Source organism: Actinomadura sp. 21ATH, assembly GCF_041951345.1.
GTDB lineage: Bacteria > Actinomycetota > Actinomycetes > Streptosporangiales > Streptosporangiaceae > Spirillospora.
Genome location: NZ_JBGNUR010000019.1, coordinates 127,253 through 151,882, shown reverse-complemented (window position 1 = coordinate 151,882; position 24,630 = coordinate 127,253). Strand labels below are relative to the sequence as shown.

General features: G+C 74.6%; 24 protein-coding genes. 17 read left to right on the top strand and 7 right to left on the bottom strand.

Going from position 1 to position 24,630, the window contains the following annotated elements:
• The first annotated feature begins 10 nt into the window (after window positions 1-10).
• The 3 genes from ACA361_RS35970 to ACA361_RS35960 all read left to right on the top strand — a co-directional run bounded on the left by ACA361_RS35970 (window position 11) and on the right by ACA361_RS35960 (window position 2,721).
• Window positions 11-961 carry an endonuclease/exonuclease/phosphatase family protein gene (locus ACA361_RS35970; RefSeq protein WP_375019559.1) on the top strand — a complete coding sequence of 317 codons (951 nt, stop codon included), beginning with the start codon at window positions 11-13 and terminating at the stop codon, window positions 959-961.
• Between the two features lie 28 nt (window positions 962-989).
• Complete coding sequence (locus ACA361_RS35965) at window positions 990-2,435, top strand: aminotransferase class I/II-fold pyridoxal phosphate-dependent enzyme (RefSeq protein WP_375019558.1); 1,446 nt, start codon at window positions 990-992, stop codon at window positions 2,433-2,435.
• 94 nt (window positions 2,436-2,529) lie between these two features.
• Window positions 2,530-2,721 (top strand): DUF5302 domain-containing protein, encoded by a 192-nt coding sequence (locus tag ACA361_RS35960; RefSeq protein WP_375019557.1) that lies wholly within the window; start codon window positions 2,530-2,532, stop codon window positions 2,719-2,721.
• A 93-nt stretch (window positions 2,722-2,814) separates the two neighbouring features.
• Here ACA361_RS35960 and ACA361_RS35955 read toward each other — a convergent pair whose 3' ends face one another.
• Complete coding sequence (locus tag ACA361_RS35955; protein WP_375019573.1) at window positions 2,815-3,453, bottom strand: pyridoxamine 5'-phosphate oxidase family protein; 639 nt, start codon at window positions 3,451-3,453, stop codon at window positions 2,815-2,817.
• Between the two features lie 134 nt (window positions 3,454-3,587).
• Here ACA361_RS35955 and ACA361_RS35950 point away from each other — a divergent pair, with 134 nt between their 5' ends.
• Window positions 3,588-5,063 carry an aldehyde dehydrogenase gene (locus ACA361_RS35950; RefSeq protein ID WP_375019556.1) on the top strand — a complete coding sequence of 492 codons (1,476 nt, stop codon included), beginning with the start codon at window positions 3,588-3,590 and terminating at the stop codon, window positions 5,061-5,063.
• 27 nt (window positions 5,064-5,090) lie between these two features.
• Here the strand turns inward: ACA361_RS35950 and ACA361_RS35945 are convergent, their stop codons facing one another.
• On the bottom strand, window positions 5,091-5,654 hold the full coding sequence (locus tag ACA361_RS35945; RefSeq protein WP_375019555.1) for a MarR family winged helix-turn-helix transcriptional regulator: 564 nt from the start codon (window positions 5,652-5,654) through the stop codon (window positions 5,091-5,093).
• A 173-nt stretch (window positions 5,655-5,827) separates the two neighbouring features.
• On the opposite strand from ACA361_RS35945, the gene ACA361_RS35940 reads away from it, so the two are divergent.
• The 9 genes from ACA361_RS35940 to ACA361_RS35900 all read left to right on the top strand — a co-directional run bounded on the left by ACA361_RS35940 (window position 5,828) and on the right by ACA361_RS35900 (window position 14,985).
• Window positions 5,828-6,325, top strand: coding sequence for a cupin domain-containing protein (locus ACA361_RS35940; protein ID WP_375019554.1), 498 nt, complete (start codon window positions 5,828-5,830; stop codon window positions 6,323-6,325).
• Between the two features lie 3 nt (window positions 6,326-6,328).
• Window positions 6,329-7,264 carry a PDR/VanB family oxidoreductase gene (locus ACA361_RS35935; RefSeq protein WP_375019553.1) on the top strand — a complete coding sequence of 312 codons (936 nt, stop codon included), beginning with the start codon at window positions 6,329-6,331 and terminating at the stop codon, window positions 7,262-7,264.
• A 26-nt stretch (window positions 7,265-7,290) separates the two neighbouring features.
• Window positions 7,291-8,661, top strand: coding sequence for a recombinase-like helix-turn-helix domain-containing protein (locus tag ACA361_RS35930; protein ID WP_375019552.1), 1,371 nt, complete (start codon window positions 7,291-7,293; stop codon window positions 8,659-8,661).
• Window positions 8,658-9,581, top strand: a complete 924-nt coding sequence (locus ACA361_RS35925) for a VOC family protein (protein WP_375019551.1) — start codon at window positions 8,658-8,660, stop codon at window positions 9,579-9,581. The genes ACA361_RS35930 and ACA361_RS35925 overlap by 4 nt, the downstream gene beginning before the upstream one ends.
• Window positions 9,569-10,321, top strand: a complete 753-nt coding sequence (locus ACA361_RS35920; protein ID WP_375019550.1) for an SDR family oxidoreductase — start codon at window positions 9,569-9,571, stop codon at window positions 10,319-10,321. The genes ACA361_RS35925 and ACA361_RS35920 overlap by 13 nt, the downstream gene beginning before the upstream one ends.
• A gap of 7 nt (window positions 10,322-10,328) precedes the next feature.
• On the top strand, window positions 10,329-11,111 hold the full coding sequence (locus tag ACA361_RS35915; RefSeq protein WP_375019549.1) for an SDR family oxidoreductase: 783 nt from the start codon (window positions 10,329-10,331) through the stop codon (window positions 11,109-11,111).
• Window positions 11,104-12,744 (top strand): thiamine pyrophosphate-binding protein, encoded by a 1,641-nt coding sequence (locus ACA361_RS35910; RefSeq protein WP_375019548.1) that lies wholly within the window; start codon window positions 11,104-11,106, stop codon window positions 12,742-12,744. Before ACA361_RS35915 ends, ACA361_RS35910 begins: the two co-directional genes overlap by 8 nt.
• Window positions 12,744-13,409, top strand: a complete 666-nt coding sequence (locus tag ACA361_RS35905) for a dienelactone hydrolase family protein (protein WP_375019547.1) — start codon at window positions 12,744-12,746, stop codon at window positions 13,407-13,409. Before ACA361_RS35910 ends, ACA361_RS35905 begins: the two co-directional genes overlap by 1 nt.
• Before the next feature lie 187 nt (window positions 13,410-13,596).
• A complete protein-coding gene (locus ACA361_RS35900; protein ID WP_375019546.1) occupies window positions 13,597-14,985 on the top strand; it encodes an MFS transporter in 1,389 nt (462 codons plus the stop codon).
• Between the two features lie 257 nt (window positions 14,986-15,242).
• Here the strand turns inward: ACA361_RS35900 and ACA361_RS35895 are convergent, their stop codons facing one another.
• Window positions 15,243-16,217, bottom strand: a complete 975-nt coding sequence (locus ACA361_RS35895; protein WP_375019545.1) for a sulfite exporter TauE/SafE family protein — start codon at window positions 16,215-16,217, stop codon at window positions 15,243-15,245.
• Window positions 16,218-16,470: 253 nt separating this feature from the next.
• Between ACA361_RS35895 and ACA361_RS35890 the strand changes: the two genes are divergently transcribed.
• On the top strand, window positions 16,471-17,094 hold the full coding sequence (locus tag ACA361_RS35890; protein WP_375019544.1) for a TIGR03086 family metal-binding protein: 624 nt from the start codon (window positions 16,471-16,473) through the stop codon (window positions 17,092-17,094).
• Here the strand turns inward: ACA361_RS35890 and ACA361_RS35885 are convergent.
• The 3 genes from ACA361_RS35885 to ACA361_RS35875 form a co-directional block, all read right to left on the bottom strand.
• Complete coding sequence (locus ACA361_RS35885) at window positions 17,076-18,098, bottom strand: MBL fold metallo-hydrolase (RefSeq protein WP_375019543.1); 1,023 nt, start codon at window positions 18,096-18,098, stop codon at window positions 17,076-17,078. The genes ACA361_RS35890 and ACA361_RS35885 overlap by 19 nt on opposite strands.
• A gap of 109 nt (window positions 18,099-18,207) precedes the next feature.
• Window positions 18,208-19,038, bottom strand: coding sequence for a hypothetical protein (locus ACA361_RS35880; RefSeq protein WP_375019542.1), 831 nt, complete (start codon window positions 19,036-19,038; stop codon window positions 18,208-18,210).
• A 9-nt stretch (window positions 19,039-19,047) separates the two neighbouring features.
• On the bottom strand, window positions 19,048-19,602 hold the full coding sequence (locus tag ACA361_RS35875) for a TetR/AcrR family transcriptional regulator (protein ID WP_375019541.1): 555 nt from the start codon (window positions 19,600-19,602) through the stop codon (window positions 19,048-19,050).
• Window positions 19,603-19,703: 101 nt separating this feature from the next.
• Between ACA361_RS35875 and ACA361_RS35870 the strand changes: the two genes are divergently transcribed.
• The 3 genes from ACA361_RS35870 (at window position 19,704) to ACA361_RS35860 (ending at window position 24,021) form a co-directional block, all read left to right on the top strand.
• Window positions 19,704-20,642: a TIGR03620 family F420-dependent LLM class oxidoreductase gene (locus ACA361_RS35870; RefSeq protein ID WP_375019540.1), complete on the top strand. Its 939-nt coding sequence runs from the start codon at window positions 19,704-19,706 to the stop codon at window positions 20,640-20,642.
• 66 nt (window positions 20,643-20,708) lie between these two features.
• Window positions 20,709-21,470: an ABC transporter ATP-binding protein gene (locus ACA361_RS35865; RefSeq protein ID WP_375019539.1), complete on the top strand. Its 762-nt coding sequence runs from the start codon at window positions 20,709-20,711 to the stop codon at window positions 21,468-21,470.
• Between the two features lie 7 nt (window positions 21,471-21,477).
• A complete protein-coding gene (locus ACA361_RS35860) occupies window positions 21,478-24,021 on the top strand; it encodes an ABC transporter permease (protein ID WP_375019538.1) in 2,544 nt (847 codons plus the stop codon).
• Between the two features lie 22 nt (window positions 24,022-24,043).
• Here ACA361_RS35860 and ACA361_RS35855 read toward each other — a convergent pair whose 3' ends face one another.
• Entirely contained in the window at window positions 24,044-24,610 is a 567-nt protein-coding gene (locus ACA361_RS35855; protein WP_375019537.1) for an ATP-binding protein, read from the bottom strand.
• Between the last annotated feature and the right edge of the window lie 20 nt (window positions 24,611-24,630).

The following is a 24,630-nucleotide window of genomic DNA, read 5'->3' as shown; positions in this document are numbered from 1 at the left end:
GAGGCCGCCGTTGGCGCGGAACCGGCACGATCCGCTCGCCCGTTTCGGCCGCCGGGGCACGGCGCTGTCGGCCGCGGCCGTCCTGGGGGTCGCGGCGGTCGCGGTGTCCGCCGCGCTCGCGCGGTCGGGCGGGCCCGAGACCGCGCGGGCGCCCGGCGACCCGGCCGCGCTGCGCGTGGTGACGTACAACATCCGCGAGGACATGGACGCGCCGCCCCGCGACTGGGAGACCCGGCTGCCCGTGATGATCCGCCAGCTCCGCCGGCACGCCCCCGACCTGCTGGGCGTCCAGGAGGCGCTGTGGCGGCAGGTCCGCGACCTGGACGGCGAACTCGGCGAGGCGCTGGGCGGGTACGGCGTCGTCGGCATGGGGCGCGAGGGCGGCACCCGCGACGAGGCCACGGCGATCCTCTACCGGGAGGACCGCCTCGAACTCCGCGAGTCCGGGCACTTCTGGCTGTCGTCGACCCCCACCGTGCCGGGTTCGATCACCTGGGGGAACCGGTACCCCCGCATGGTGACCTGGGCGCTGTTCCGCGACCGCCGCGGCGGCGGTCTCGTCTACCACCTCAACACCCACCTCGACAACCACTCCGGATACTCGCGGGTACGGAGCGCGCGGATGATCCTGGACCGGGTGCGGGCCTTCCGGGCGGGCGTCCCGGTGCTGCTCACCGGCGACTTCAACACCCCGGCGGGCGGCGGCGACGCGTACCGCGTCCTCACGGCGCCGGGCGCGTTCGCCGACACGTGGAACGCGGCGCGGGCGCACGGCCCCGACTACAACACCTACGGCGGGTGGCGGAAGCCGCTGCCCGGCGGCTGGCGGATCGACTGGATCCTGGCCCGGGGCGCCGTGGCCACCACCTGGAGCGAGATCGCCCCGTACCAGGAGGAAGGCCGCTACCCCTCCGACCACTACCCGGTCATCGCCCACGTGACGATCGGGAAGAATCGGTGATCGTCCGGCGGCGAGCAGGGGAGACGGTGTGGGCGGGCATATGACCCCGGAGGAGTTCCGGCGCTACGGGAAGCAGGTGGTCGACTGGATCGCCGACTACCAGGAGAAGATCGAGTCGTACCCGGTGCTGTCCCGGGTCGCGCCGGGCGAGGTGCTGGCGGGGCTGCCCGAGCACCCGCCGGAGACCGGCGCGGGGTTCGAGGCCGTGCTGGCCGACCTCGACCAGGTGATCATGCCCGGCGTCACGCACTGGCAGCACCCGGGGTTCTTCGCCTACTTCCCGGCCAACGCGTCCGGCCCGGCGATCCTGGGCGACCTGCTGTCGGCGGGGCTGGGCGTGCAGGGGATGCTCTGGGCGACGAGCCCGGCGTGCACCGAGCTGGAGACCCGGGTCGCCGACTGGCTCGCCGAGCTGCTCGACCTCCCCGCGCGGTTCCGCGGCAACGGCGTCATCCAGGACTCGGCGTCCGGCGCGTGCCTGGTGGCGCTGCTGGCCGCGCTGCACCGGGCCGGCGGCGGATCGCCGCCCGCGCGGGCCGGGTTCGGGGGGCGGCGGCACACGGTCTACATCAGTTCCCAGACGCACTCGTCGCTGGAGAAGGCGGCCCGCATCACCGGGATCGGCGCGGACAACGTCCGGCTCGTGGACGTCGATCCGGAGACCCTGGCGATGGATCCCGCGCACCTGGACGCCCTGATCGCCGCGGACGTCGCGGCCGGCGCGGTGCCGGTGCTGGCGTGCGCGACGGTCGGGACCACCTCCACCACGGCCGTCGACCCCGTCCGGGCGATCGGCGAGGTGTGCGCCCGGCACGGCGTCTGGCTGCACGTGGACGCCGCGTACGCGGGTGTCGCGGCGGTCTGCCCCGAGCTGCGGTGGATCAACGACGGGCTGGCCGAGCACGCCGACTCCTACTCCACCAACCCGCACAAGTGGCTGCTCACCAACTTCGACTGCAACCTGCTGTACCTGGCCGACCCCGAGCCGATGGTCGGGGCGCTGTCGATCCTGCCGGAGTACCTGCGGAACGCGGCGTCCGCGTCCGGCGAGGTCATCGACTACCGCGACTGGCAGATCCCGCTGGGACGGCGGTTCCGGGCGCTCAAACTGTGGTCGGTCATCCGCTGGTACGGGGCGGAGGGCCTGCGCGAGCACGTCCGTACCGGGGTGCGGCTCGCGGGGGAGCTGGCGTCGTGGATCGAGGCGGACCCCGGCTTCGAGGTGCGGCCTGACCGCCCGTTCGGGCTGGTGTGCTTCCGCCCGCGCTGGGAGGGGCTGCCGCCGGACGAGGCGGACGCGGCGACGCTGCGGCTGATGGAGCGCCTCAACGACTCCGGCGCCCTCTACCTGACCCATACCAGGGCGGGCGGCCGCGTCCTGCTGCGGATGGCGATCGGCGCCCCGGCGACCCGGGACGCGCACGTCCGGGACGCGTGGCGGCGGATCCGGGACGAAGCGGCCGCCGGCCCATGATCGAATAGGGCTGCGGTCTCACGAAGGCCGTGATGTTCGGGCCGGGCCCGGCGTGCGACGCTAGGGAACGGACCAAGGAGAGCGGGAGGTTGACATGGCCGACTCGGCAGGAGAACCGGAAGGCACCGAGGACGATGTGAAGCGCAGGTTCAGGGAGGCTCTGGACCGCAAGCGCGATGCCGCCCGGGACAAGAACTCGGGGGGCGGCGGCAAGAACTCCTCGAAGGTCCGGGGGACGCACGAGCGCGCCGACCACCAGCGCCAGTTCCGCCGCAAGAGCGGCTGACGGAGGATCAGCGAGACCGGCCCCCGCGTCCCCGGACGCGGGGGCCGGTCCGCGTCAGGGCGGCCGGGCCGGGGCGGGCCGGGTGAGGCCGGGTCAGCCCTTGTAGAGCTTCTCCTTGTACGCCTCGCCGTAGTAGCGCTCCAGCTCCTCGACGCTCTCCTCGGTCTTCTGGGTGTCCTTGACCAGCCGGGCGTGCGACGGGAGCGCGTCCGGTTCCCAGGTCTCGGGCTTCCAGAGCGAGGAGCGCATCAGCGCCTTGGCGCAGTGGAAGAAGATCTGCTCGATCTCCACCACCAGGGCCAGGATCGGCCGGTGCCCCTTGACCACCATGTCGTCGAAGAACGGCGCCTCCCGGACGAGCCGGGCGCGGCCGTTGATCCGCAGCGTCTCGCCGCGGCCGGGGATCAGGTAGATCAGCCCGGCGCGCGGGTTGGCCAGGATGTTGCGGTACCCGTCGGCCCGCCGGTTCCCGGGGCGCTCCGGTACGGCGATGGTGGTGTCGTCCAGGACCTTCGTGAAGCCGGGCGGGTCGCCCTTGGGGGAGGCGTCGCAGTTCCCTTCGGCGTCACTGGTCGCGATCAGGCAGAACGGGGAGAGCGACAGCCACTCGCGGTCGCGCTCGTGCAGGCGGGCCCGCTCCTTGGCCAGCGCCCGGGGCATGGGCGCGCCGAGCAGCTCCCGCAGCTCGGCCTCCGAGGTGATCTCCGTGGTCTCCGCGGACTCGTACGACAGGGGCACCGGGAACCTCCGCGCTCAGGGGGGCGCCAGGTTATCGCGGCGCGGGCTGGACAGCGGGGCACGGGTCCCGATAAATCTTAGGGCCAAGGTTTTTTGTCCTGCTACGTACGTGTGGAGGTGAGGCGGCGGTGCTTGAAGGGTTCGCCGACGAGATCCTGGTGGGCGGCCGCTGGCGGCCCGGCTCCGGCGCGGTCGTCGAGACGCGGAGTCCCGCCACCGGCGAGGTGCTCGCCCGGCTGCGCGGCGCCGGCCCGGCCGACGTGGACGAGGCCGTGCGGGCCGGCGCCGCCGCCGCGGCCGACCCGGCCTGGCGGGACGTGCCGCCGCACGAGCGGGCCCGGTACCTGGTCCGGATCGCCGACCTGATCGCCGAGCGGGCGGACGACCTGGCCGCGCTCCAGACCGCCGACACCGGCAAGTCCATCAACGAGACCCGGGCGCTGGTGGCCAGCGCGCAGGGCACGTTCCGCTACTTCGCCGGCGCGCTGGAGACGCTGGAGGACGCCCTCACGCCGCCGCGCGGGCCGTACCTGACGATGAGCGTGCACGAGCCGATCGGCGTGGTCGGCGCGATCACCCCGTGGAACTCGCCGATCGCCAGCGACGCGCAGAAGATCGCGCCCGCGCTCGCGGCCGGGAACGCGGTCGTGCTCAAGCCCGCCGAGTGGACGCCGCTGGTCTCGCTGGCGCTGGGCCGGCTGATCTGCGACGCCGGGCTGCCGCCCGGCCTGCTGTCGGTGCTCGCCGGGCCGGGCCGGATCGTCGGGGACGCGATCGTCCGCCATCCGGGCGTGGGCAAGGTGTCGTTCACCGGCGGCACCTCCACCGGCCGGACCATCGGCGCCGCCGCGGCCGAGAAGATCATGCCGGTGTCGCTGGAGCTGGGCGGCAAGTCGCCGACGATCGTGTTCCCCGACGCCGACCGGGAGCAGGCGCTCGCCGGGCTGCTGTTCGGGATCTTCTCCTCGTCCGGGCAGAGCTGCATCGCCGGCTCGCGCGTGTTCGTGCACGCGTCGATCTACGACGAGGTGCTGGACGAGCTGGTCGCCCGTGCCGGGAAGCTGCGCGTCGGGCCCGGCACCGACCCGGCGACGCAGGTCGCGCCGATGGTCGCGCACGCCCACCGCGACAAGGTGGCCGCGATGGTCGACCGGGCCGTGGCGGACGGGGCGCGGCTGCGCTGCGGCGGGCGGATCCCCGAGGGCGGGGAGTACGCGGAGGGCGCCTACTACCTGCCCACGATCCTGGACGGCGTGCCCAACGGCGCCGCGATCTGCCAGGAGGAGATCTTCGGGCCGGTGCTGGTGGCGCTGCCGTTCGAGGACGAGGAGGACCTGGTCGCCCAGGCCAACGACACGGTGTACGGGCTGGCGTGCGGCATCTGGACCGCCGACTACCGGCGGGCGTGGCGGGTCGCGCGCCGGATCGACGCGGGCACCGTCTGGATCAACACCTACAAGCAGTTCAGCATCTCGACCCCGTTCGGCGGCTTCAAGGAGAGCGGCCTGGGCCGGGAGAAGGGCCGCGAGGGCATCCGCGCGTACATGCGCCAGAAGAGCCTCTACTGGGGCCTGGACGAGAACCCGCTGCCCTGGGCGACCTGAGGGCCGCCAGGGCCGGTCCGGGACGGTTCAGGCCGGTCCGGCCTCGCCGGGCTTGGCGGGGTCGTCCCGGCCGGCCGTCTCGGCCGTTTCCAGGGAGCGTTCGAGGCGGCTGAGGAGCCGGGCGAGCTGGCGCTGCTCGGTCTCCGACAGCCCGGCCAGCATCCGGCGCTCGTTGGCGAAGTGGTCGGACACCACCGCGTTGGTGAGCTCCAGGCCGCGCTCGGTCAGCCGGGCGTACACCACGCGGCGGTCGTCCGGGTCGCGCTCGCGCACGACCAGCCCGGCCTTCTCCAGCCGGTCCAGCCGCAGCGTCACGCCGCCGGTGCTGACCAGCGAGATGCCGGCCAGCTCGCCCGCGGTCTTGCGGTACGGGGGGCCGCTGCGCAGCAGGGTCGCCAGCACGTCGAAGGCGGCCATGTTGATGCCGTGCCGGTCGAAGACCTCGCCGAGCAGCATCGAGTAGCGCAGGAAGCCGCGGTGCATGCGGCCGAAGACGGCGAGCCCGGAGACGTCCACGTCGGGCCGTTCGCGCTGCCACTGCTCGATGATCAGATCGACGGTGTCGGCCCGGTCCGCGGCCTTGCGCGCCATCTCGCCCCCGCTTCCTGACGTGCGCCCACTTGTCTGAGTACCAAGACGGATTCTAGTGGCGCCGGGCCGCCGCGCGGCGGGTATTGCGCCGATAAGTAACTGAGTGCTAAAACATCCCCATACATCTTGGCGCTCAACTATTTTCCGCAGATCAGCAGAGGAGCGACATCGCCATGACCGATCTGGACCAGCTGATCGACGGCTGCATCGCCAGCCGGGACAGCCGCCTGGAGGACTGGGACACGCTGGGGTTCCAGGCCAAGGCGGGGGAGGAGTTCAAGCGGGCGCAGATCCGCTACATCGGCTCGGGTGCGACCGGGAACCACGAGACGGACGCGCGGATCCTGCCGTCGGAGCACTTCACGTTCTCCAACATGCGGCTGCCGGTGGGGGCGATCGGGCCGGAGCACACCCACCATGACGTGGAGGAGGTGTTCTTCGTCCTGGAGGGTGAGCTGGAGGTGACCGTTCACGATGTGGAGGACGGCACCCGGACCGCTTCGCGGGTGCTGGGGTACCGGGATCTGATCCGGGTGCCGGCGGGGGTGCCGCGCAGCCTGCGCAACATCGGGGACACCGACGCGCTGTTCTGCGTGGTGATCGGTGCGCAGAAGCCGCAGCTGCCGACCTACCCGCCGACCTCCCCGATGCACGGCATCACCCGGGACTGACCGATGGCGAGGCTGCGGCTCATCCGCTCCACCTGGCTGGCCGAGGGCGTCGTCCAGCTGGAGTTCGCCGACCCGGCCGGCGCCGAGCTGCCGGCCTGGGAGCCCGGCGCCCACCTCACGCTCCACCTGCCCAGCGGGCACGCCCGCGAGTACTCGCTGTGCGGCGACCCCGCCGACCGGTACCGGTACGCCGTCGCCGTCCAGCGCGACGCCGCCTCCCGGGGCGGCAGCGCGTGCGTGCACGACCGGCTCCGGGTCGGCGAGACCATCGAGGTGGACGGCCCCAAGAACAACTTCGCGCTGGAGGACGCCCCCGCGCACGTCCTCATCGCCGGCGGCATCGGCGTCACGCCCGTCAAGGCGATGGCCGAGGCGCTGGAGCGGCGCGGCGGTGCCTGGCGGCTGTTCTACTGCGGCCGGTCCAGGGCGGGCATGGCCTTCGCCGACCGGCTGGAACGGCTCGCCGGCGGCACCGTCACGCTGCACGCCGACGACGAGTGCGGCGGACTGCCCGACCTGGACAAGGTCCTCGCCGACCTGCCCGGCGGCGCGCTGGTCTACTGCTGCGGCCCCGAGCCGCTGCTGGCCGCCGTCGAGGCCGCGATCGACGACCCGGCCCGGCTGCGGGTGGAGCGGTTCCGCGCCCCGCAGGCCCCCGCCGCCGGCCGGGCCGCCGACGCCCCGTTCGACGTGGTCTGCGGCGGCCGCCGGTTCACCGTCCGGCCCGGCGCGTCCATCCTCGACACCCTCCGCGAGGGCGGCCTCCAGGTCCCCTCGTCCTGCGAGGAGGGCGTCTGCGGCACCTGTGAGACCCGCGTGCTGGCGGGCGAGCCCGACCACCGCGACCACCTGCTCACCGACGACGAGCGCGCCGCGGGGGAGTCGATGATGCTCTGCGTCTCCCGCTCCCGCGGCCCCGAACTCGTCCTCGACCTCTGACCCCGTCTGAAAGGGAGCTCCGCGCCATGGCCCTGCGACTGCGGCCCGTACAGTCCCGCGACCACGAGCCCACCAGCTACGAGAACGCGCTCGCCGACGAGCTGGAGGCGATCTTCGGCACGGGCGTGCACGACCTGCCCGGCCTGGTGGCCGCGCTGAACGAGACCGGCCTGCGGCCCGCCGACGGCGCCGACTGGACGGCGGAGTCGTTCGCCGCCGAGATGGCCCGGCTCGGCGAGAAGGAGCACGCGCCGTTCCCCGCCGATCCCGCCGGGCCCGCCGGGGAGCGCGCCGCCCGGAAGGGCGGCGGCAGGCACCCCTCCGGGAACGCGGCCCTCGACACCGCCGACGGCCTCGTCCGGCTCGGGCTGCGCGACCGCTGGTACGCGCTGTGCCGCTCGGAGGAGGTCCGGCGCGGCCAGCTGACCCGCCTGGAGCGGGCCGGCGAGGAACTGCTGCTGTGGCGCGACGCCGCCGGGACCGTCCACGTCCAGGAGGACCGCTGCCCGCACCGCGGCGCCCGCCTGTCGCGCGGCGTGCACATGGGCGACCGGATCGCCTGCGAGTACCACGGCGTCCAGGTCGACGCCGAGGGCGTGGTCGTGTCCGTGCCCGGCAGCCCCGGCTGCGCGCTGGAGGGCAAGCGGAGCCTGCGCACGTTCCCGGCCGTCGAGCACGCCGACGCGGTCTTCGCCTGGTTCGGCGATCCCGAGGGCGGCGAGCCCGCCCCGTTCGTGCTGCCCGAGGGCATCGGCGGCGAATGGGAGCACTTCCTGGCGTACGTGGAGTGGGACGCCCCCTGGGTGTACTCGCTCGACAACCTGATGGACCCGATGCACGGCGCGTTCCTGCACCGCAAGTCGCACACGATGGCGGGCGGGAAGCGCGAGGCGGTCTTCCAGATCCGCGACACCGACACCGGGTTCGTGTTCGAGAAGACCGACCAGGCCGGCGTGAACTTCGACTGGTCGGAGTGGATCGACACCGCGATGCAGTGGGTGCGGCTGGAGATCCCGTACCCGGCCACCGCCGGGCCGGGCGGCCCGTTCCGGATCGTGTGCACGGCCACGCCGATCAACGAGAACCAGCACGCCGCGTTCTTCTGGCGCTGCCGCAAGGTCGGGGGATGGGAGCGCGACGTGTGGCGCTTCCTCTACAAGACGCGGCTGGAGGAGCGGCACTGGGCCGTCCTGGAGCAGGACCGCCGGATGGAGGAGGCCATGCCCCTCGACGCCTGGGACCGGGAGAACCTCTACCAGCACGACCTGGCGCTCGTCCGGCTGCGCCGCCTGCTGCGCAACGAGGCGCGCAAGCAGATCCGCGCCCGCGAGGAGCGCGCCGCGGCCCCCGCCCCCGCCGCGCCCGCGGCCCCGGCCGGGACGGCGGTGCGGGCATGACGGCGCGGGAGCCGGTCGCGCGGCTGCGCTCGCTGCGCTCGGTCGCGCTGCGCACGCCCGACGCCAAGAAGGCCGCCGAGTTCTACCAGGACGTGTGGGGGCTGGACGCCGTCGAGGACGACGGGAACGTGGCGTGGCTGCGCGGCACCGGCCAGGAGCACCACATCCTGGAGGTCCGCGAGGCCGACCGGAACGCCCTCGGCAAGATCGCGTTCTCGGTCGGCACGCCCCGCGAGGTGGACGAGGCGGCGCGGCGGCTGGAGGCGGCCGGCGTCCCGCTGGTCGCCGAGCCCGGCCGGCTGGACCAGGCCGGCGGCGGGTACGGGCTGCGCTTCGCCGACCCCGAGAACCGCCTCGTCGAGCTGTCCACCGACGTGGAGGCCGTGGTCCCGAAGGACCCCGACGGCCGCGAGGCGGTGCCGCGCAAGCTCGCCCACGTCGTGCTGAACACCGTCGACATCGACGCGGCCTGCGCGTTCTACACCGAGGTGCTGGGCATGCGGATCTCCGACTGGTCCGAGCACCAGATGGCGTTCCTGCGCTGCAACTCCGACCACCACGTCATCGCGTTCAACCAGGCCGAGTGGACCTCGGTGAACCACATGGCGTACGAGATGCCGTCGATCGACCACTTCATGCGCGGCATCGGGCGGCTCAGGCACCAGGGCGTCACGCCGCTGTGGGGCCCTGGCCGGCACGGGCCCGGCAACAACACCTTCTCCTACTTCGCCGACCCGGCCGGGCTCGTCTGCGAGTACACCTCCGAGGTCGAGCAGGTCGAGGAGGACGCCTGGCTGTGCCGGGTGTGGCGGCGCGTGCCGGAGCTGTCGGACCTGTGGGGGACGGCCGGGCCGCCGTCCAGGGACGTCCGGACGCACATGGCCGGCGTCCCCGACCCGGGCGGCTGGTGGGAGGAGTGAGCCTGGAGGGCAGGCTCGTCGTCGTCACCGGCGCCGGCCGCGGCCTCGGGCTGGAGATCGCCCGGGCCGCCGGCGCGGCCGGGGCCCGGATCGTCGTCGCCGAGCGCGACGGCGACCGCGCCGAGGCGGCCGTCGCGGACCTGGCCGGCGCCGGGATCGAGGCGCACCGCGCCGACACCGACGTCGCCGACGAGGACTCCGTGGCCCGGCTCGCCGCGGCGGTCGCGCCGCTCGGGCCGGTGCACGGGCTGGTCAACAACGCCGCGCTGGCCGACGGCGTCGGCGGGCGGCCGTTCTACGAGATCGACCCGGGCCAGTGGGACGCGGTGCTGACCGTCAACGTGCGCGGCACCTGGCTGGTGTCGCGGGCGCTGTGGCCGCTGCTCGCCCGGCCCGGCCGGATCGTCAACCTGGCCTCGGACGCGGCGTTCTACGGGTCGCCGCGGCTGGCGCACTACGTGACGTCCAAGAGCGCGATCGTCGGGATGACCCGGGCGATGGCGCGGGACGCCGGCCCGCACGACGTCACCGTCAACGCCGTCGCCCCGGGCCTCACGCTCGGGGAGGCCGCGGGCCGCATCCCGGCGGAGCGGCACGAGCTGTACCGGCTCAACCGCGCCCTGACCCGCCCCCAGGAGCCGGGCGACCTCACCGGCGCGGTGCTGTTCCTGCTGTCGGACGCCGCCGGGTACATCACCGGCCAGACGCTCGTCGTCGACGGCGGCTTCGTCTTCAACTAGGAGTCTCATGGACCTCGGATTGGCCGGGCGCGCGTACGTCGTGACCGGCGCGAGCTCGGGCGTCGGGCTGGCCACGGCGGCGCTGCTGCTCGCCGACGGCGCGCACGTGGCGGCCTGCGCCCGCGACGCCGGCCGGCTGGCCGCCGCGCTGGAGCCGCTGCCGCGCGCGGCCGGCGCCCGGGTGCACGCGCGGCCCTGCGACGTGCTGGACGGCGACGCGGTGCGCGCGTTCGTCGACGGCGCGGCGGCGGAGCTGGGCGGGCTGGACGGCGTGGTCAACAACGCGGGCCGCTCGCTGCTGGCGCCGGTCGCGGAGACCACCGCGGACCAGTGGCGGGAGGAGTTCGAGCTGAAGATCTTCAGCGTGCTGAACACCGTCCGCGCCGCCGAGCCGTACCTGCGCCGCTCGGACGCGCCCTCGATCGTCAACGTCAACGCGATCCTGGCGCGCCAGCCCGAGCCGCGCCTGGGCGCCACCTCGGCCGCCCGCGCCGCGCTGCTCAACCTCACCCGGACGCTGGCCGCCGACCTGGCCCCGGTCCGGGTCAACTCGGTCTGCCTCGGGCTGATCGACACCGGCCAGTGGCGGCGCCGCTACGAGGCGGCGGGCACCGGCGAGTCGTACGAGCAGTGGAGCGCGGCGCTGGCCGCCGACCGGGGCGTCGCGCTCGGCCGGCTCGGCCGCGCCGAGGAGGTCGCCCATCCCATCGTCGCGCTGCTGTCGCCGCGCGCGTCCTACATCACCGGTTCGTCCATCGACGTCGGCGGAGGAGTCGCCAGGTATGTCTGAACGGTTCAACGGCGGCGACCTGCTCGTCCGCGTCCTGCGCGCGCACGGCGTCGACACCGTCTTCGGCGTGGTCAGCGTCCACAACCTGCCCCTGGTGGAGGCGGTGGAGCGCGACCTGCGGTTCGTGGCCGTCCGGCACGAGGCCGCCGCGGTGAACGCCGCCGACGCCCACGCCCGCGTCTCCGGCGGCCTCGGCTGCGCCCTGACCAGCACCGGGACGGGCGCCGGCAACGCGGCCGGGTCGCTGATCGAGGCGCTGTCGGCCGGCAGCCGGGTGCTGCACGTCACCGGCAACATCGACAGCGCGTTCCTCGGGCAGGGGCGCGGTGTCATCCATGAGACCAAGGACCAGCTCGGGATGCTGGCGGCGGTGTCCAAGCACGCCGCCGCCGTCCCGTCCGCGGCGGCGGCGGCGGAGGTCCTGTACGAGGCCGCCGCGGCGGCGCTGGCCCTGCCGCAGGGGCCGGCCAGCGTGGAGTGGCCGATCGACCTCCAGTACGCGGCGCAGCGCCTCGACTCCCTTCCCGTGGTTCGCGGGCCCGCTCCCGTCCCGGCCCCCGAGGGCGTGGCGGAGGCGGCGCGGGAGGCGGCGGCGGCGCGGCGGCCGGTCATCTGGGCCGGCGGCGGCGCCCGCACGGCCGGACGGCAGGTCCGCGAGCTGGCCGAACGCCTCGGCGCGCCCGTCCTCACCTCCAACGCCGGGCGCGGGACCGTGCCCGAGGACCACGACCTCGTCGTCGGCAACTTCGCGGCCCAGCCCGCCGGGCAGGCCCTGCTGGCCGAGGCCGACCTGCTGATCAGCGTGGGCACCCACTTCCGGTCCAACGAGACCCGGCACTACCATCTCGCCCTCCCGGAACGGCACGTGCAGATCGACGTCGACCCGGCCGCGCTGGGCCGCGCGTACCCGATCACGCACGGGCTGCGCGGCGAGGCGTCCCGCGTCCTGGACGACCTTCTCGCCGCGCTGCCCGCCGGGGCGGCGGCCGAGGAGGGGTGGCGGGCGCGGGCCGTGGCGGCCCGCCGGGAGACCCGCGAGCGGTTGCGCGCCGACATCGGGCCGTACGCGGGCATCTGCGACGCCCTCCGCGAGCACCTGGACCCGGCGTCGCCGATCGCGCGGGACGTGACCATCCCGTCCAGCCAGTGGGGCAACCGGCTGCTGCCGATCCTGGACCCGGCCGCCAACGTGTTCCCGCTCGGCGGCGGCATCGGGCAGGGGCTGGCGATGGGCATCGGCGCCGCGGCCGCCCGGCCGGACGTGCCGGCGCTGGTGATCGCCGGGGACGGCGGGCTGGCCGTCCACCTGGGCGAGCTGGCCACGCTGGCGCAGGAGCGGCCCTGGCTGGTGCTGCTGGTCTTCAACGACGGCGGCTACGGCGTGCTGCGCAACATGCAGGACGCCCACATGGGACGGCGTTCCGGCGTCGACCTCTTCACGCCCGACTTCGGGGCGCTCGCCCGCTCGATGGCCATGCCGTACGCGCTGGTCCAGGACGCGGAGGCGTTCGACGAGGCGTTCGCCAAGGCCGTCGCCGCGCGCGAGCCGTACGTGCTGGAGGTGGACGTGACCTCGGTCGGGCCCACGCCGGTGCCGTTCGTCCCGCCGGTGCCCATTCCCGAGGAGGGCTGATGGGGCACCTGTCGCACGGCCCCGCCAACCGGGGCCGCCGGGTGCTCCAGACCGCCGCGCCGCTGTTCGTCCGGGAGCCCTGGAGCGGGGTGGACGTGCGCGGCGGGGTCGTGGTGCTGCACGACGTCCTCGGCGTCACCGACCTCGCCGAGGACGTCTGCAGGCGGCTGGCCCGCGACGGCCGGCTCGCGGTGTCGCCTTACCTCTACTACGAGCGCGGCGGCCCGGCGTTCGACACGGCCGAGCTGGCGGTGGCGCGCCGGGAGATGGAGCGCCTCAGAGGCGAGGACCTCGCCGCCGACATCGACGGCGCGATCTCCTACCTCAAGGGGCGGGGCGTCTCCCGGGTGGCGGTGGCGGGCTTCAGCATGGGCGGCTATCTGGCCACCTGGGCGGCCGCCCACCTGGACGTGGCCGCCGCCGTGGCGGTGAGCCCGTCCGGTGCGGGCGCGGCGCCCTGGGACGGCCTGCCGCCCCTGGAGAAGCTGCTGCCCGAGGTCCGGGCCCCCTGGCTGGGCGTGATCGGGGAGCGGGACCCTCAGGCGCTCGCGGCCGCGCCTGAGGGGGCCGTGGTGACCGTTCCGGGGGCCGCCCACGGTTTCTACCGCGAGGGCGTCGATCCGGCGCTGTGGGAGCGGATCTCGGCCTTTCTGGGCGGGGTCTGAGGCCGGAAACGGTCGGCGAGACCAATTGGTTAGTACCAAGCTATTGACCCCTAAGATTCTTGCCGCTTAGTCTCTCCCGAAACGCGAGCAGTGGCGGCCCCCGGTGGCCGCCGACCTGGGAATTCATCCTTCTCGTTCTCCATCGGATCCCGGGTCACTCGCCGTCATGAGGCAGGATGGAGCACGTATGACCGTCGTCTCGAGCACGCCCACGGTGGCGTCCATCGCCGCCCGGCTGGAGCGGCTCCCCACCTCCCGCTGGCACCTGAAGGTGCGGACCCTCATCGGCGCGGTCACCTTCTTCGAGGCATTCGACCAGCTGCTGGTGGCCTCGGCGATGCCGCTGCTGATCAAGGAGTGGGGGCTGAGCACCGGCCAGGTCACCCTCGCCATCACCGCCGGCTCGGTCGGCATGCTGCTGGGCGCCCTGGTCTCGGGCTGGCTGGCCGACCGCGTCGGCCGGGTCCGGATGGTGGCCCTCGGCGTCCTGCTCACCGGCCTGTCCAGCCTGGCCATCGCGTTCGCGCCGAGCTTCCTGTGGCTGGTCGTCCTGCGCTTCGTCCAGGGACTGGGCATCGGCGGCGAGGTCCCGGTCGCCGCCACCTACGTCAGCGAGATCGCCAAGGCCAAGCACCGCGGCCGGTTCGTGCTGCTGTACGAGCTGGTCTTCCCCGCCGGCCTGTTCACCGCCACGGTCGTCGCGGCCTGGGTGGTGCCCAACTGGGGCTGGCGGGCCCTGTTCGTCATCGGGGGCGTCCCGGCGCTGGCCATCGCGTTCATGCAGCGCGGCGTGCCCGAGTCGCCGCGCTGGCTGGCCTCCAAGGGACGGCTGGCCGAGGCCGACCGCGTCCTGACCGGCATCGAGACCGCCGTCTCCCGCACCCGGGGCACGCTCCCCGAACCCGCGGCCACGCCCGCCGCCGCCCCGGCCGCCGAGGGGGCCGCCACGCCCCGGACCACCGTCCGCGACCTGCTGACCGGCGTCTACCTGCGCCGAACGACGGTCGTGTCGGCCCTCTGGTTCTTCGGCTACTTCGTCAACTACGGCATCACCGCCTGGCTGCCGACCCTCTACACCAAGGTCTTCCACGTCCCCCTGGACACGGCCCTGCACTACAACCTGTGGACCAACGCCGCCGGATTCCTGGGCTGCCTCACAGTGGCGCTCCTGGTCGACAAGGTCGGCCGCCGGATCGCCCTGGCGTTCGGGCTGGCCGGCGCGGCGGCCGCGCTGATGACGCTGGCGGCCCTCGGCGCCGTCTCCGGCGGCCAGGTCGCGGTGTGGGCGTCGGTGGCGGCCTTCTTCGTCTTCGCCACCAACGTCGCGCTCTACCTCTACACGCCCGAGCTGTACCCGACCCGCAGCCGCGCCCTCGGCTGCTCCATGGGCGGCGTCTTCAACCGGCTCGGCGTGATCATCGGCCCGATCGTGGTCGGCAACATGGTCGGGGCCGGCGCCGGCGCCGCCACCGTCTTCGCCGTCCTCGGCGCGGTCGCGCTGGCCGGGGCCCTCTCGGCGCTCTTCGCCGTGGAGACCCGCGGCCGGACCCTGGAACAGCTCTCCCCGGAGAACTGACCGCGAGTGGACGATCGCCGCCGGATCCGGCGGCGATCGTCCCGTTTCCCGATGGTGGCCGCGGCCGGCGAACGGTTCGGGACCGAGCGCGAGCGCGATGGAGATCCGGCCGACCGCCGTCGCGTACACCGGAAAGAACCGCCCCGGGCGCTTCCCGTACCGCCCGATGTCCGGCGCCTCCTGCAGCCTTATGCGCGCCTTTCCCTCCTGGAGGCGATGTCCCGCCGCGTCTGCACCCCGAGCTGCTAGCCCCGGGGTCAGCGGAACGTGATCACGCCCGGGTAGTGGCCGGACGCGCAGGTGAAGCGGAGCCGGCCCGGGGCGGGCACGCCCAGGTCGAGCCGGGTGTCGCCGGTCTCGGGGAGCGTGCGTTCCAGGCCGCGGGCGGGGATCGTGAACGCGCGCGTGCAGCCGCGGTTCCCGTGGGTGCGGACGATCAGGACCGTGCGCACCCCGGACCGGGCGGCGACCAGCGCCGGCCGGTAACCGCGGTCGGCGGCGCCGATGGTGATCACCTGGGTGCCGCCGGGGCCGGCCGTGACGTTCGCGGCGGTGGCCGCGCCCGCGGGCTCGGGCAGCCAGCCGCCCAGCCGCAGGCCGGACAGGACCGTCCAGCCGGCGACGGCGATGAGGCCCGCGCCGACGACCGCGGTGAGGCGGCCCCGCAGGACCGCCATGCCGCGCCCGACGCCCAGCCCGGCCAGGGCCGTCACCGGCGCCGTGCCGATGACGAAACCCGCCATCACGGCGGCCCCGGCCACCGGTGAGCGGGACGTGACCGCCAGCAGCTCGGCGGAGAGCGTGACGCCGCACGGCAGCAGGACGGTGGCGGCGCCCAGGGCCGCGGGGCGGCGGACGCGCGGGGGAGCGGCGGCGCAGTGCCCGGCGCCTGCTCCGCCCGGCCTGCCGGACCGGCGCAGCAGGCGCCGGGCGGGCGCGAAGCCGAGCATGTCGAGCGCGAAGACGACCAGCACGGCGGCCGCGGCCAGCAGCAGCGCCGCCCGCACCCGGGGGCCGGGCTGCACGGCGGCGCCGGCGAGGCCGAGGATGGCGCCGAGGACGGTGTGCGCGGCCAGCTTCGCGACCAGGAAGGCCGCGACCGGGACGGCGGGCCGCGGGGCCCCGCGCACCGCCCCGGCCAGCAGCCCCAGTTGGACCGCCGCGCAGGAGGCGCCCCCGGCCAGCAGCCCGGTCCCGGCGCCCGTGAGGAAGAGCACGGCGGCGTCGCCCACCAGCGTCCCTCCGCTCGTCTAGTCGTCGCACTCGCGCTTCACGTACTGCTCCTTTCCGGGACGGATCCGGGGCAGTCGGGATCCTTACCTCCAGGTGCCGTAGATGTCACAGCCGGCGACATCCGGCCCGTCCGCCCGTACCGACCGCCCGCCTCGCCGGAACTCATCGCCGGAACCGAAAACCTTTTCGAACGGCGCCGCCCGATGAGTTCCCCGCCTTGATCAGGTCAGTAACCGCGAGAAGGGAGCCCCCATGACGATGAGCGAGGCGGACGCGGCGGCGCTGCGGAGGTACGGGTCGCGCCTGCTGGAGCGGGCGGCGGCGTTCGCGCTGGAGACGCTGGACGCGCCGCCCCCGGTCGCCTCGCGCGACCTGGCCCGGCCGACGCCCTGCGCTGGCTGGGACCTGGGGACGCTGCTGCACCACATGGAGGATTCCTTGGCCGCACTCCACGAGGCGGTGACCGGCGGCACGGTGGCGCTCTACCCGCCCGCGGCCGGCCGGCGGCCGGCCGGCCTGGTGGCGGCGGTGCGCGAGGGAGCCGTCCGACTCCTGGAGTCATGGCACGGCCCCGGCGGGGAGCGGGTGGTCACGGTGGCGGGGTGTCCGGTGGGGGCCGGGGTCGTGGCGGCCACGGGGGCGGTCGAGCTGGCCGTGCACGCCTGGGACGTCGCGCGGTCGCGCGGCCGCGACGCCGAGATCCCCGGCCCGCTCGCGGAGCGGCTGCTGCGGGTCACGCCGCTGCTGGTGCCCGGGCACGCCCGTACCGGGCTGTTCGCCCCGCCGCTGGCGGCGCCGCGGGGTTCCTCAGCGGGCGGCCGGCTGGTCGCCTACCTCGGCCGGGACCCCGCGTACGGTCAGGCCCGCACCGCGTAGGAGCGGACCCCGCCGGACTCGGCGGATTCCAGCACGCCCTGGTCCACCAGCACGTCGAGGTGGGCGTCGATCTCCAGGATGGCCAGCATCCGGCTGAAGGGGTCCAGGTCGTCCAGCTTCCTGCGGCGGCGGGTCCACGGCATCGCCCGCGCCACCTCGTACGCGGTGGTGTGGCCGGCCCTGACCTGGGCCGCGGCGGTGTCCAGCCGGGCCTCGTGGTGCGCGATCAGCTCGTCGATCCGGGTGTGCGCGCTGGCGGTGACGGGGCCGTGCGCGGGCAGCAGCAGCGTGTCGGGCATGTCCCGGACGAGCCGCAGCGAGGCCAGGTAGCTGCGCAGCGGCTTGGGCTCGGGCGAGGTCTCCAGCCCGATCGAGGGGGAGATGTGCGGCAGCACGTGGTCGCCGGAGAACAGCAGGCCGGCCTCCGCGTCGCGGAGCACGATGTGGCCGCGGGTGTGGCCCGGGGTGGCGAACACGTCCAGCCCGCGCCGCGCGAGCTCGATCCGCTCGCCGTCGTCCAGCCAGCCGTCCGGGGTGTTGTCGGGCCAGCCGGGACGGTCCCCGCGGTCCCAGCTCAGCACCTCGTCGGCCAGCTCGGCGGCGCCGCAGCGGCGCAGCAGCGCGGCCTGCCCGGTGTGGGTCGGCCCGCCCGCCGCGAGCGTGGCCTCGATGGACGGGCGCTCGCCGCGGCCGATCCGGACCCTGGTCCCGAACGCCGAGCGCAGCTCGATGGCCTGCGAGTAGTGGTCGCTGTGCGCGTGCGTCACCAGGAACTGGCCGACGTCCTCCAGCCGGTGGCCGAGCGTGCGCAGGGCGCCGGCGAGCGCGGCGCGGCTGTCGGGCATGGCCCAGCCGGGGTCGACCAGGACCGGCCCGGCCGGGTCCTCGATCACGTACACGTTGACCGAGTGCAGCGACGGGATCGGCAGTTCGAGCGGGATCCGGTGCACGCCCGGGGCCACCGGGTGGGCCCCCGGCTCGGTCCAGTCCGCCGGTTGCTCCAAGGCCGGTACCGCCACCGCGCGCCCCCTCATTTTTTAGAATCGAGTTCGGGGCGAACGGTACTTCATGGATGTTTCCGCCCCGTATCGGGGGTCCGGGATCGGCGGTGCCTCAGTCCGGTCCGGCCCGGCGGCGCGCCTGCTCGGCGGCCTCGGCGGCCTTCTCGCGGCGGTGCTCGGCCTTCTCCAGATGATCTTCGGCGGCCCCCTGGCGCCGCACCGCCCTGTCCAGCTCCCGCCGCAGCCGCCCGGCCTCGGCGTCGGCGGCGTCGCGCTCGTCCCGCGCCTCGGCGACCTCCCGCTCCCGCTCCGCCAGCTCCCGTTCCGCCTCCTCGGCCCGCTTCCGGGCCCGTTCGGCGGCGGCGTTCCGCTTGCGCGGCTTCTCCCGGCCCTTACCGTCCTTCTTCCTCGTGTCCGCCGCGCCGTCCTGCCCGCCCGCCTTCTGCCTCGGCGCCCCGGCCGCCGGGAAGCCCGCCGTGAGGACGAACCCGGTGTGGCTGCGCGGGCGCGTGAGGCGTCCCCGCCCGACCTCCGCCGCGACGTCCGCGTCCACGGTCGCGGCCTGGAGCGTGTCCTCCACCTCGCGCACGGCGGCGTCGCGCAGCGGGTGGCCGCCCTCCGCGGCCAGCTCCAGCGCCCGGCGCACCAGCGACGCCACCAGCTCCCCGCGCCGCTGCTCCAGCCCGCCGATGTCGCCGCCCGACGACCACGCCTCGCGCATCCGCGCGCCCACGTCCAGCAGCCGCTCCAGCTCCTCCCCGGCGGACCGGGACAGCAGGTTCACCGCCCACGCGGGCAGCGTCGGGCGGCGCAGCGCCCCGATCTCCTTGGCGAGCGCGGCGTCGCCGTCCCGCTTCGCCTCCTGGACGAGCCGCTTCCGCGTGTCCATGAAGTCGTCCGGGGCGGCCCCGTACAGGTCCTGGGCGGCACTGGTGAGGTCCACGCCCGGTTACTACCCGCGCAGCGCGTCCAGCACGAGCCCGAGCAGCCGCTCCGCCCGCTCGGCTCCGGCGCCCTCCGTCCCGCCGGTCGCCAGCGCGACGCCGACGACGAGGTCGATCGCGTCCTGCGCGGAGACGTCGGCGCGGACGGCGCCCGCGCGGCGGGCGCCGTCGAGCAGCTCGGCGGCGGCGTCCCTGATGACCTGGTGGCAGTCGATCCCGAGCGCGGCGGTCTCCTGCGCGATCAGGTGCCCGGCGAGGCCGTGGTCGGTGCTCGCGTGCGCCAGGAACGCGCGCAGCCAGGCGGCCAGCGCCTCGTCCGGCGGCAGGGCGCCGCGCAGCTCGGCGGCCCGGTCCCGCAGCCGCTCGATGCGGCCGGCCAGCACCGCCGCCTGGAGCGCCGCCCTGGTGGGGAAGTGCCGGTAGAGCGTCCCGGGGCCGATGCCGGCGCGCCGCGCGATCTCGTTCAGGGACGCCTCGGGCCCCTCGGTGCCGAACGCCTCCCGGGCGGCCTCGACGATCCGCTCCCGGTTGCGCGCCGCGTCCGCGCGCATCGCCGCCGCCATGGGCGTCCGTCCTTTCCGGCTAGCCAAACGGAGAAGTTCTCCGTATCGTACCGGACGGCAACCGGAGAACCTCTCCGGTTCGTTCGTCCCAAGGAGCGACGATGATCGATGCAGGACACCGCGATCCCGGCCGCGTGGGGCTGTGGACGTTCGCGTTCGACGGGCAGCCCGCCGGGCGGGTCCGCGAGGCGGCGGCCGAGATCGAGGAACTGGGGTACGGGGCCGTCTGGTTCGGCGAGGCGTTCGGCCGCGACACGGCCGGGCAGGCGTGGCTGCTGCTGTCGGCGACGCGCCGCCTGGTCGTGGCGTCCGGCATCGCCAACATCGCGCTGCGCGACCCGATCGCGATGGCCACTGCCGAGCGCACGCTGGCCGAGGCGTTCCCCGGCCGGTACGTGCTGGGCCTGGGCGGCCACCGCGTCGACGACACCCCGGGCGTCCTGGACGGCTACCCGATGCCGTCGCTGGGCCGCGCCGTGGCGACCATGACCGGCTACCTGGACCGGATGGACGCGCTGCCCGTCCACTCGGTGCCGCCCGAGGTCCCGCCGCGCCGCGTCCTCGCGGCCCTCGGCCCGAAGATGCTGGAGCTGGCCGGGCGCCGCGCGTGGGGGGCGCACCCGTACTTCGTGCCGGTCCGCCACACCGCGCGGGCCAGGGAGATCATGGGGCCGGGGCGGGTCGAGGACGGGGTGCGGACGGAGGCGTTCCTGGCGGTCGAGCAGGCCGTGGTGCTGGACACCGACCCCGGCCGGGCGCGCGAGGTGGCGCGGGCGCACGTGGCCGGCTACCTCCAGGCGCCGCACCAGGTGGCCAGCCTGCGGCGGCTCGGCTTCGGCGACGCCGACCTGGCGGGCGGGCCGAGCGACCGGCTGGTGGACGACATCGTCGCCTACGGGGACGCCGAGGTGATCCGCGAACGCGTGCGGCAGCACCTGGACGCAGGCGCCGACCACGTCTGCCTCCAGGTGCTCACCGCCGACCCGGGCGCCCTGCCGCTGCCCGAATGGCGCGAGCTGGCCGCCGCCGTCCTGGAATGAGGTCTTGCCCGATCGCGCGTACCGGCGGACAGTCGCAGGTGGGCGGCGGAAGGGCAGAGGAAGCTCATGGACCAAGAGGAGACGGCCACCGCCGGGGCCGGCCTGGCCGACGCCGCGCGAGCCGTGGACGTCAGCAAGGTGTACGGGACGGGCGACACCGAGGTCCGGGCCCTGGACGGGGTGACGGTGACGTTCCCGCCCGGCCGGTTCACGGCGGTGATGGGGCCGAGCGGTTCCGGGAAGTCGACGCTGCTGCACTGCCTCGCGGGGCTCGACCGCGTCAGCGGGGGAGAGGTCTGGATCGGCGACACCGAGCTGAGCGGGCTCTCCGACCGGAAGCTGACGCTGCTGCGGAGGGAGCGGGTCGGGTTCGTCTTCCAGGCGTTCAACCTGATCCCCACGCTGACGGCCGAGGAGAACGTCGCGCTGCCGCTCGCCATCGCGGGCGAGCGGCCGGACCGGAAGTGGCTCGACCGCGTCGTGGCGCAGCTGGGCCTCGGCAGGCGGCTCGGGCACCGGCCCACCGAGCTGTCGGGCGGCGAGCAGCAGCGGGTCGCGGTCGCCCGCGCGCTGCTGTCGCGGCCCACGATCGTGTTCGCCGACGAGCCCACCGGCAACCTCGACTCCCGGACCAGCGCCGAGCTGCTGGGCTTCATGCGGCGCTCGGTGGACGAGTTCGGCCAGACGATCGTGATGGTCACCCACGATCCGAGCGCCGCCGCGTACGCCGACCGGGTGCTGTTCCTGGCCGACGGCCGGATCGTCGAGGAGATGGACGACCCCACGGCGGAGAAGGTCCTGGACTTCCTCAAGGGCCTCGGGGGGTGAGCGGGCCATGTGGCGTTTCACCTGGCGCAGCCTGCTCGCGCACAAGCTGCGGCTCGCGCTGACCGGGCTCGCGGTCGTCCTCGGCGTCGGCTTCGTCTCGGGCACGTACGTGCTCACCGACACCATCGACAAGACCTTCAGCCAGCTGTTCAGCGGCGTCACCAAGGGCATCGACGTCGCGGTGCGCGGCAAGGAGTCGTTCACCACCCAGGCCATGGAGCAGCGGCAGCCCGTCCCCGAGGCGGTGCGCGACCAGATCGCGCGGGTCGAGGGCGTGAAGGCCGCCGAGGGCAACGTGTTCGGGTACGCGCAGTTCGTCGGCAAGGACGGCAAGCCCGTCACCACCGGCGGCGCGCCCACGCTCGGCGTGTCCGTCTACACCACCCCCGAGCTCCAGGGGTCGGTGTCGCTGCGCTCCGGGCGGCTGCCCGCCGGTTCCGGCGAGGTCGCGGTGGACGCCGGCACGGCCGAGAAGGAGGGCTTCAAGGCCGGCGACCGGATCCGGATCCTGTTCCAGGGGCCGCCGCGGGAGTTCACCGTGACCGGCGTCGTCGGCTTCGGCGAGGCCGACAACATGGCCGGGGCGACGCTGGCGGCGTTCGACATGGCCACCGCGCGGCAGGTCCTCAACCGCCCGGGGGTCTTCGACGAGGTCGACGTCGTCGCGGCGCCCGGGGTGTCTCCGGAGGTGCTGCGCGACCGCGTCAAGGCCCGGGTCGGGCCCGGCTACCAGGTGCAGACGGGCGCCGAGTACGCCGAGGAGAGCGCCCGCGCGATCGGGCAGTTCGTCGACTTCATCAACATCGCGCTGCTGGCGTTCGCGTTCGTCGCGCTGTTCGTCGGGTCGTTCATCATCGTCAACACCTTCTCGATCATCCTGGCCCAGCGGGCCCGCGAGCTGGCGCTGCTGCGCTGCCTCGGCGCCTCGCGGCGGCAGCTGCTGCGCTCGGTGCTCGCGGAGTCCGCGCTGGTCGGCCTGGTCGCGTCGGTCATCGGCGTGGGGGCGGGCATCCTCATCGCGATCGGCCTGCGCGAGCTGTTCTCCGTGCTCGGCGGGGACCTGCCGAGCACCACGCTCCAGGTCCGGCCGCGCACGGTCGTCGCCGGCCTCGCGGTGGGGTTGCTGGTCACCGTGCTCGCCTCGCTGCTGCCCGCGCTGCGCGCCACCCGCGTGCCGCCGGTCGCCGCCGTGCAGGAGGCGATCATGGCCGCGCCCGCCCGGATCGGCCCCGTGCGGATCACGCTCGGCGCGCTGCTCACGGCCGCCGGCGTCGCGCTGCTGCTCGCCGGCCTGTTCACCGGCGGCGGCAACCTGGCGCTCACCGCCGCCGGGGCGGTCGCGATCTTCCTGGGCGTGTCCGTCCTCAGCCCGCTGGTCGCCCGTCCCCTGTCGCGGCTGCTGGGCTGGCCGTTCGCGCGCTGGGCCGGGCAGCCGGGCAGGCTGGCCCGGCAGAACGCCATGCGCATCCCGCGCCGCACCGCCGCCACCGCCGCCGCGCTCATGATCGGCCTCGCGCTGGTCAGCCTGGTCACGATCCTGGCCGCCTCCATGAAGGCGTCGGTGACCCGCGTCCTGGACGAGACCATCGCCGCCGACTACGTCATCACCGGCCCGTCCGGCGGCATGTCCGGGTTCAGCCCCGACCTGGTCCGGCGGCTCGCGGCCCAGCCCGAGATCGAGTCCGCCGCCGGGGTGCGGCCCGGCGCGTTCAAGCTGGACGACGGCCGCGCCCAGGGCCTCACGGGCGTCGACCCGCCCGCCTACTTCCGCACCGTCCGCACCGAGACGATCGCCGGGGACCTCGCCGGCATCGCCTCGGGCGGCCTGGCCGTCCGGGACGACACCGCCGAGCAGCACGGCTGGAGCGTCGGCGACACCGTCGCGATGCGCTTCCCGGTCGGCGGCACCGAACGCCTCCAGATCAAGGCCGTGTACGCCGAGAACCAGCTCAACGGCGCGTACATGATCGGGCTGTCCAGCTACCAGCGGCACTACGCCGACCAGCTCGACACGTTCGCCCTGGTCAAGGCCAGGCCCGGGACCGAACCGGCGGCGTCCCGCGCGGCCGTCGACCGGGCCGCCGCCGCGTTCCCCGGCGTCGAGGTCCGCGACCAGGCCGAGTTCAAGCAGAGCCAGGCCGCGCAGATCGACCAGATCCTCATCCTCTTCTACGTGCTGCTCGCGCTGGCGGTCGTCATCGCGTTCATCGGGATCATCAACACCCTCGCCCTGTCGGTCCTGGAACGCGTCCGCGAGCTGGGCCTGCTGCGCGCGGTCGGCATGACCCGCGGCCAGCTCCGCGCGATGATCCGCTGGGAGGCGGTGATCATCTCGGTGCTGGGCGCCGTCCTCGGCCTCGCCATCGGCGTCTTCTTCGGCTGGACGCTGGTGTTCGCCCTGGAGGACGAGGGCATCACCGAGTTCGCCTTCCCCGCCGGCACCCTGCTCGGCCTGGTCATCGCGGCGGGCGTGGTCGGCTTCGTCTCGGCGGTCCTCCCCGGCCGCCGCGCCGCCCGCATCGACGTCCTGCGAGCGGTCACCACCGAATGACCCGCGGCGGCCCCGCGCCGGGTCAGGTGAGGAGGCGGGCCCAGACGACCTTGCCGCCCTGCCCGACCCGGCGCACGCCCCACGCGGAGGTGACGTGCGCGATGGTCGGCAGCCCCCGGCCCCCGGTCGCCGCGTGGTTCTCCGGCAGGACGGCGGGGAGCCGTTCCCCGGCGTCGTAGACCTCGATCAGCGGCAGCCCGTCCGGCACCCCGATCGACAGCCGGACGATGATCGCCCCCTGCCCGTGCCGGTAGGCGTTGGTGACCAGTTCCGAGACCACCAGCCGTGCCAGATAGTCGTCGGGAAAACCCCATTTCGCGAAGATGCCGGCCACGAATGCACGTGCATACCGGGCGGCCTTGTCGGTCGGTTCCAGGATCACCGTAGGCGTCGCACCCTGTGGCGATTGTGCCCGTTCTGTGGGGATATTGGAGAGCGAATTCGAGTCGATCACGAGAATGGCCTTCGAGGAGTTGTTCGAATGGGCTGCTCGAATCATCGCCCCTGTGGCACCCTGAAAGCCGAGAAAGGCGTCATGGCCGGTCAAAGCCCGTCCATGGCCGCCCGCCCCCCAGTCGTCAATGGCCATCGCCGGTCATGGGCGGCCAT